Below are 7302 nucleotides of genomic sequence, written 5' to 3'. Positions count from 1 at the left end.
GAGTATGAGGCATTGGTACTTGAGAATAATCTCATCAAGAAGTACTCCCCCCACTACAATATCTCCCTCAAGGATGGCAAGAGCTATCCGATGATCCGGATAACCAATGAGAAGTTCCCCAAGGTATTCAAGACCAGGCGACTCATTGATGATGGATCCTCCTACTATGGTCCCTATCCTGATGCAGGAAAACTTGACCTCTACCTTGATCTGATTGCAAAACTGTTTCCTCTAAGAAGATGTTCCACACCGCTGAGGAAGCGGGAGAAACCTTGCTTGTACTACCACATTGGACTTTGCCTGGGGCCTTGCGCTGGGCTGGTCAGTGAAGAGGAGTATGGGAAATCCGTTACTGCTGTAAGGAATCTCCTGGAGGGGAGGACCGATGCACTCCTTGCCACATTGCAGGAGGAGATGATCCAAGCCTCCAAGGCGTTGAACTTTGAGGAAGCTGCAACCAAACGGGATCAGATTGCTGCCATAAGAACCACTCAGGTAGGACAACAAGTACAGGACTTCGCAAGTGAGAGCAGGGACTACGCCGCCATCGAGATGCGAGGACCTCTTTGTACCATCAGCCTTATGCAGATGCGCGATGGTCAGTTGATCGGTCGGGCATTGTACCGTGCAGAGACACTTGGGGAGGAGACAGACACCCTATTGAACTTCCTGACACAGTACTATGCAGATGGGCAGAAACTTCCCCAGTTCCTGTATGTCTCCCATGAGATAGATGTGCATTTGATCAGGCGCTACTTCACCGAGCAACTGGGAGGAAGACTGGAAGTAAACCTCCCCATTGACGGGAAACACTACAGAATACTCCGTATGGCAAGAGAGAATGCAAGCCGTGATGTGGAAAAGCGGTTGAAGAGCAAAGACAACACCAGGGCACTGGAGGAACTTGCCGATATCTTGGGTCTTTCTGCCCCGCCAACCCTTATCGAGGGGTTCGATATTGCCCAGTTGCATGGCAAGTACACCGTTGCATCCCTGATCTCATTCCGCGACGGCAACCCAGACAAGCCAAACTACCGCAGGTACAACATAAAAAGCCTTGAAGGAAGGATTGATGACTATGAATCCATACGCGAGGCAGTAGCAAGACGGTACACAAAGATCCTGAACGAGAATCTGGAACGGCCGGGATTGCTGGTTATTGATGGTGGTCAGGGTCAGGTCAACGCTGCCCGGGAGATCCTCGATGCACTGGGGATGGTGGATATTCCCATCATCGGGCTTGCCGAACAGTTTGAGACGATTGTATTTGATGATGAGAGAGAGGACCTTCAACTCCCAGAGGACAATGAGGCATTACGGTTGGTAATCGCTGTACGGGATGAGTGCCACCGGTTCGCCACCAGTGCAAACCAAGCAGCAAGGAGTCGTGAAGCCTCCTTCCGTGTTCTGGAATCCGTGGAGGGAATCGGTAGGAAGCGAAGTGAGCGCTTGATGAAACAGTACGGAAGTCTGGAAGCCATCCTGGCAAAGTCAGCTGAGGAGTTGAGCAAGGAAGGGGGAATTTCCCTTGTTGTTGCGAAGCGGATACTGAGCCAGCTTTCTCTCTAGATCAGTGAGGCAAAACTGGCCTTGTTGAGGGGTTTTCCCTGACATTTAATGATCCGGTAGAGCAACCTCTCAAGTACCAGATCTGTGAGCTCGCTGCCGGATTCCTTGACTTCAAGGTCAGCTTCTCCCAGCGCAATGATTATTCTCCTGATGGACTCGAGGTCGAATCGTTGCAAGGCATTCCTGTATGTGGTCTTATCCTTGGGTTTCTTGATCGGGCTACTCTTTCCCTGTACATGTGCCTGTAAATATGCCTCACTCTCATTGCCGCCCTGGAAGATGAACTCCTGGAGTGAGTAGAGCCTCCTGAACTGCCAGAGTAAACCATTCACCAAGAGAATGGAGCTTTGGCTGTCCCCACTACCAAGAATACTGTGCAGTGATTGCATGCTCTGTTTCAGGTCTCCCCTGGCGATCAAGGGGAAGAGGGTGAATGCATCTTCCTGTCTGCTATGATAGATATAGGTCTCGACATCCTCTTCCTCAATGGGGCGACTGCGCTTATCAATCTGCCAGAATATGGCCAGCTGGTTGCAGATAAGGCGCAATTCCTGGGTATTGTCTTCAGTAAGGTCAATGAGGAGATCTATTCCATCAGCCGTGATGGAAATCCCCAACTTCCTGAAGAAGTTTCTGATCCAATCAGACTTCTGGTTTTCCAGCAGATCATAGAACGTCTGGATATTCCTCTTGGGAATCGCCTTCATGATCTTCTGTGAGAGATAGAGCTCACTGGAAATAATGATCAACGTTGCTGTTTCCACTGGATGGGCAAGATAGTTTGCAATGGAGTCCACCATGGCCGATCCAAGCTGCTCAGCTTGGCTCAAGATAACCATACGATGCTCACTGAACAAACTGTTGTTGTTCAGAGCAGAAAGGATTTCCCCATTTTCTGTTTCAAATGGGTAGAACCTGCTAAGCTCTATCTCCCCCCCATGGGCTTCTTTAAGCTTGTCACGGATATCTTTCAGTACCTGTTCCTTGGTCCCTGTTTCGGGGCCGAGTAGAAGATATGCTCGTTCACTCATCGATAGTTCCGGATCAGAAGGTGCAACTTGCCGTGAATCTTGCAAGAACGCGTGATGATTGGGCCCATGGATGCATTGGCTGGACGAAGTTCTACACTTCCCTTGCCAGGATAGTACCCCTTGAGTGTAATTCCCGGTTCATCATCCCCCACGGATGCAGCTACTATGTCACCCCGTTCAGCTACATCGCACTTACGGATGATGGCAATATCCCCATCGTATATGCCATCCTCGATCATACTCTCTCCCCTGATTTTCAGGGCAAAGTAGGTGTTTCTTGTCGTTCTCAACATGGTTGCAGGGATGTTGAGGATGAAATCAGTGTTCTCTTCGCTCATCAAGGGTGCTCCTGCGGCAATGGAACCAATGACCGGTACTTGGATCAGTTCTTCACGTGGGAAGAACTCTTCACCGATAACTTCAATGGACCGGGAGACTCCTCCGGTGGTTTTTATCACCTGCTTGGCCTCAAGTGCTTTCAGATGGTCATGGGCTGCCTTTACTGAGAACTGGAAGTGATCAGCAATATCGCGTACTGAAGGAGCGTAGTTGTTCTCCTTGATGTACGAACTGATGAAGGTTGCTATGGCCTTTTGTCGATCGGTAAGTTCGCGCATCTGCTACTCCTCAAACCTGTTTTCAAACAGATGCTCAATTGCATCTGCCATTTGTTGTTCATCCGGTCCATCACACGTCATCATGATGGAGCTCTGGTGTGTTGCTCCCAATGTGATGATCCCCATGATGGATTTCCCATTTATCTTCATTGTATCCTTTTCCAGATACAGATCACTCTTGTATTGATTGGCCAGCTTGACGATTGATGCAGCTGGCCGTGCATGAATGCCGGCTCGGTTATAGACCTTCAATTCTCTGGTTACCATCACAGCGTCTCCTCATTGATATAGTACATTTTTCGTGCTGACTCACTCTCCAGCCACTTGAGAACACTCTGGTCGAACTCCTTGGCTGAATAGTACCCGAGTTTTTTCAGACGCTCGTTTCTGGAAGCAGTCTCGATGATGACCGGTATGTTTCGGCCAGGCTTTACTGGAATGATGACCTTTGGAATGGCAATACCCAAGTAGATATCCTCCAGTGTTGCTTCCCCAACCCGGTCATAGTTCTTTTGTGCATCCCATGGTTCGAGATGAACAGCAAGCTGGACCTGCTTTCGGTCCCTGATGGCGCCAACCCCATAGAGGTTTGCAAGATTGATTATGCCCAGTCCTCTCAGTTCCATGTGGTGGGCGAGGAGTGGATTCTCTCCCATCCCGATGAGGTAATTGTCACTGATATTTCTCAGCTTGACCGTATCGTCACTGATTAATCGGTGTCCTCGTTCGATCAACTCAAGAGCTGTTTCACTCTTTCCAACACCGCTTTCTCCTGTGATCAGTACCCCGATACCATACACCTCAACAAGAACACCGTGAATGGTTTGGGTAGGGGCAAATACCTCATCAAGTGTCTGGTACAGACGTCTGGAAAAATCACTGGAAAGGAGATCTGTCTTGAGAATTGCAGTACCTGTCTCCTCTGCCAGTTCAATGAGCCGAGGACTTGGGTCACTATTGTCACAAAAGACACAACAGGGAATGTCATAGCTGAAGAGCTTGTTGATGCTATCGGTATTTTGCTCCCCCTCCAACTTATCCAGGTAGGCTCGCTCTCCCTTGCCGAAGACCTGGATGGAGTTGTTGCTGAATTCCTCGAAAAATCCACTGAGAGGAAGTCCAGGCCTACTGATTTTGCTGGTGGTAATCCGCTTGGAGAGCCCAGAGCGTCCAGCTATACAGCTAAGACGTAAGTGATTGTGTTCCTTCAGGTCCAGGTCCAACAAATCCAAGACAGTAAAATCAGGCATGCTCAACTCCTCTCTATATACCGTTTTACTATACAATTGTTGATAGGATTTCGCAAGGGGGAAAACGGGAGAATAGTCTTTTCTAAAGATGGGGAAAGAGAGAAATAAACGCTTGTGACAGTGAAATATAGTGCAAGAATTATTGCAGGAGGCTTATTCTAAGAGCCAAATGTCCATTGACGATTGACTTTCCAAGCCTTATCCTTAATGTATGACCATAGTCAAAGGAGGGCTTATGAATTTGACAGTCAGAGGCATCCGTTATAACCCAAGTGACGCAACGCGTGAATTTTTGGACAAGAAACTCCAGAAGCTACAGTTTGCAGAGGGGTATATCCATGACCTGGATATTGCCATAACCCGTGAACCGGTAGGGCAGGGGTATCATTTGGATGCAAAACTTCACTTTTCTTGGGGTACCGTCAAGATGGTCACGTATGACTGCTACGAACTCTATGAAGGTATCGAGCTGATAACCGACAAGATCGAGGCAGTAGCAAGAAAGGAGAAAGGGAAGATTACAGACCATAAGTAACAAGTTTTAATCTATTGGGAATATGAGATGGGGCGCTTCGGCGCCCCATTCATTACGCTTGGAGGTTGCTGTCAGTCATTTCCCCTGATAAATGATGGATCAATATTGAGCTCGTTGCGGTATTTTGCAACGGTTCTTCGAGCAACAGATATTCCCCGCTCCTTGAGCAGGTCTGAGATTTTCTGGTCGCTGAGCGCTTTCTTGCCCTCATGTGCTTCCAATATCTGCCTGATAATCTCTTTAACCGCCTGCTTTGAATGCTTCGCGCCATCTGCACCGACCGAACTACTGAACAATTTCTTTATAGGAATAATTCCCCAATCAGTATCGATCCACTTTGCGGTTGATATCCTGCTTACCGTTGTCTCATGTACCCCAATTTCCTGGGCTACCGACTTCTGGGTGAGTGGTTTCAGGTATTGAGGGCCAAGGAGAAAGAAGTCCCTCTGTTCCCGAAGCAGTACCTGGGCAACCTTGTAGAGCGTCTGGTTTCGTACCTGTATCTGAAAAATCAGTTCATTGGCACTTTTAATCTGCTGGTTGATATACTGTTGTGCCTTTTTCGCCTCGTCTGCTGCCCCTACTTCTTGGGCTAGTTGCTCAAACTCTGCGTTGATTCGTAGATCAGGGAGCGATGAGTCATTCATTCTGAGTACAAGCTCACCTTCTTCCTGCTTGATTGAAACATCAGGAATTACAGACTGCTCAGGCCCGCTGGAGAACCCCTGTCCCGGGAAAGGGGTTAATGTTTTCAGGAAATTCCAGAGGTCTTCCAGTTCATCAATACCCACACCAAGGTTCTTTGCAACTTGGGTTTGTTTGTTTGCCCTCATCAGTTCCAGATTATCCCTGACCAATTCAGAAAATCGTGCAAGCTCTTCCCCTCTCATCCCTTTAGCCTCAGCCTGGAGAATAAGAGACTCTCGCCAATCCTTTGCACCCACGCCTGTGGGATCGAACTGGCGGATGATATTCAGAAGCTTGGGAAGGTGTTCCTGGAAATGTACAGGGACCAAGACATCAGGTTCTTCAGTGAAAAATCCATTTGCATCCAGGTTTGTTATCAGGAGCTCTCCCACGACGTACTCTTCCTCATTCAGTGGTTCACATCCCAGTTGGCTGAGTAAGTGCTCCTGGAGTGTTTCTTCTGAGGAGAAGGCATTTTCCATGAACTTCTGCCTTCGATCGCTCGCCTCACTGTCATAGCCGGGTCGATCGCTTCCGTAGGAAGAAGAGTCGGAGTAACTGTCATCAATCCCACTGGACTCTTTTTGTTGTTTTTGCTGGGCAAAACGTTCATAGGAAACCTCCCATGAAGAGGGTATCTCTAGAGCAGGATTGGACTCAATTTCATTCTTGACTCGTTGTTGCAGCTCAGTGAGTGGGAGTGTCATCAACTCAAAGGACTGAAGCATCTGTGGGCTAAGCTTGAGTTGCTGTTTTTGGGAGAGTGAAAGCTGTGCTGAAAAATCCATTAGGTGTCCTCCCCGAAATCTTGTCCGAAATAAATATCCCTGGCTATCTGGTTGGAAAGCAACTCCTGCTTTCCTCCTGAAACCAGGATGGTCCCTGCATTGATGATATGTGAGCAGGAAGTGATGGAGAGTGTGTCCCGCACATTGTGGTCGGTAAGCAGGATACCGATACCCTTCGCTGCGAGTGCCTTGATCAACTGCTTGATCTCAAAGACCGCCTTCGGGTCGATGCCCGCAAAAGGCTCATCGAGCAAGAGGAACTGTGGATTGCTTGCCAAGGAACGTGCAATCTCGGTACGCCTTCGTTCCCCTCCACTCAAGGTATATCCCTTCTGAGAGCGAATATCTTCAATCCCGAACTCATGGAGCAGTTGCTCAACTTTCTCTTCCTGTTCACTGTGGCTTAGATCCCTTCTTGTTTGGGCAACCAAACGGATATTATCCTCCACACTGAGTTTGCGGAAAATTGAAGGTTCCTGGGGCAGGTAAGCGAGCCCCTTCTTGCTGCGGATGTACATGGGAAGTTCAGTTACATCCTCACCATTGAGTAGAATGGTTCCCTTGCGAGCCTTGAGAAACCCTACAATCATGTAGAATGTAGTGGTTTTTCCTGCTCCATTGGGACCCAGCAATCCAATGATCTGCCCTGAGTGCATGGAGAAGGAGACATCCTTTACCACTTCTTTCTTTCCATAGGATTTTGCCAGGTTCCGTACCTCAATAAGGCTGGTAAACTTATCCATTGACAACCCCCTTGATTGCTCCTTCCATCGTGATGGCCTCGGTGGTAAGGTCGACGGTAATTCTCTGTGCTTGATAGAGGTC

General features: G+C 48.5%; 8 protein-coding genes. 2 read left to right on the top strand and 6 right to left on the bottom strand.

The window, feature by feature from the left end; all coding sequences use genetic code 11:
- Positions 1–1569: excinuclease ABC subunit UvrC (gene uvrC / locus JF818_RS01480; RefSeq protein WP_198890220.1), on the top strand; the 1569-nt coding region annotated here is incomplete at its 5' end.
- On the opposite strand, the gene holA is transcribed toward uvrC, so the two are convergent.
- From holA to hprK, 4 genes are read right to left on the bottom strand one after another with little or no spacing between them, the layout of a single operon-like run.
- A complete protein-coding gene (holA, locus tag JF818_RS01475; RefSeq protein ID WP_198890219.1) occupies positions 1566–2600 on the bottom strand; it encodes a DNA polymerase III subunit delta in 1035 nt (344 codons plus the stop codon). The genes uvrC and holA overlap by 4 nt on opposite strands.
- The gene (lexA, locus tag JF818_RS01470) at positions 2597–3217 is read right to left on the bottom strand and encodes a transcriptional repressor LexA (protein ID WP_198890218.1); all 621 of its coding nucleotides are present in this window, start codon (positions 3215–3217) and stop codon (positions 2597–2599) included. The genes holA and lexA overlap by 4 nt, the downstream gene beginning before the upstream one ends.
- A gap of 3 nt (positions 3218–3220) precedes the next feature.
- Positions 3221–3484 carry an HPr family phosphocarrier protein gene (locus JF818_RS01465; protein ID WP_198890217.1) on the bottom strand — a complete coding sequence of 88 codons (264 nt, stop codon included), beginning with the start codon at positions 3482–3484 and terminating at the stop codon, positions 3221–3223.
- Positions 3484–4467, bottom strand: coding sequence for an HPr(Ser) kinase/phosphatase (gene hprK / locus JF818_RS01460; protein ID WP_198890216.1), 984 nt, complete (start codon positions 4465–4467; stop codon positions 3484–3486). Before hprK ends, JF818_RS01465 begins: the two co-directional genes overlap by 1 nt.
- Before the next feature lie 211 nt (positions 4468–4678).
- On the opposite strand from hprK, the gene JF818_RS01455 reads away from it, so the two are divergent.
- Positions 4679–5002 carry an HPF/RaiA family ribosome-associated protein gene (locus JF818_RS01455; RefSeq protein WP_233065398.1) on the top strand — a complete coding sequence of 108 codons (324 nt, stop codon included), beginning with the start codon at positions 4679–4681 and terminating at the stop codon, positions 5000–5002.
- Between the two features lie 71 nt (positions 5003–5073).
- Here JF818_RS01455 and rpoN read toward each other — a convergent pair whose 3' ends face one another.
- Complete coding sequence (rpoN, locus tag JF818_RS01450) at positions 5074–6477, bottom strand: RNA polymerase factor sigma-54 (protein ID WP_198890215.1); 1404 nt, start codon at positions 6475–6477, stop codon at positions 5074–5076.
- Entirely contained in the window at positions 6477–7220 is a 744-nt protein-coding gene (gene lptB / locus JF818_RS01445) for an LPS export ABC transporter ATP-binding protein (RefSeq protein ID WP_198890214.1), read from the bottom strand. The genes rpoN and lptB overlap by 1 nt, the downstream gene beginning before the upstream one ends.
- Positions 7221–7302 lie beyond the last annotated feature (82 nt).

Source organism: Sphaerochaeta sp. S2 (assembly GCF_016406725.1).
Lineage (GTDB): Bacteria > Spirochaetota > Spirochaetia > Sphaerochaetales > Sphaerochaetaceae > Sphaerochaeta.
This window is presented reverse-complemented; position numbering and strand designations above follow the sequence as displayed.

What these genes read in the sequence shown, in the direction of transcription:
- holA (WP_198890219.1), bottom strand. Translation starts at nt 2,600, where the DNA reads ATGAGTGAACGAGCATATCTTCTACTCGGCCCCGAAACAGGGACCAAG.
- lexA (WP_198890218.1), bottom strand. Translation starts at nt 3,217, where the DNA reads ATGCGCGAACTTACCGATCGACAAAAGGCCATAGCAACCTTCATCAGT.
- JF818_RS01465 (WP_198890217.1), bottom strand. Translation starts at nt 3,484, where the DNA reads ATGGTAACCAGAGAATTGAAGGTCTATAACCGAGCCGGCATTCATGCA.
- hprK (WP_198890216.1), bottom strand. Translation starts at nt 4,467, where the DNA reads ATGCCTGATTTTACTGTCTTGGATTTGTTGGACCTGGACCTGAAGGAA.
- JF818_RS01455 (WP_233065398.1), top strand. Translation starts at nt 4,679, where the DNA reads ATGACCATAGTCAAAGGAGGGCTTATGAATTTGACAGTCAGAGGCATC.
- rpoN (WP_198890215.1), bottom strand. Translation starts at nt 6,477, where the DNA reads ATGGATTTTTCAGCACAGCTTTCACTCTCCCAAAAACAGCAACTCAAG.
- lptB (WP_198890214.1), bottom strand. Translation starts at nt 7,220, where the DNA reads ATGGATAAGTTTACCAGCCTTATTGAGGTACGGAACCTGGCAAAATCC.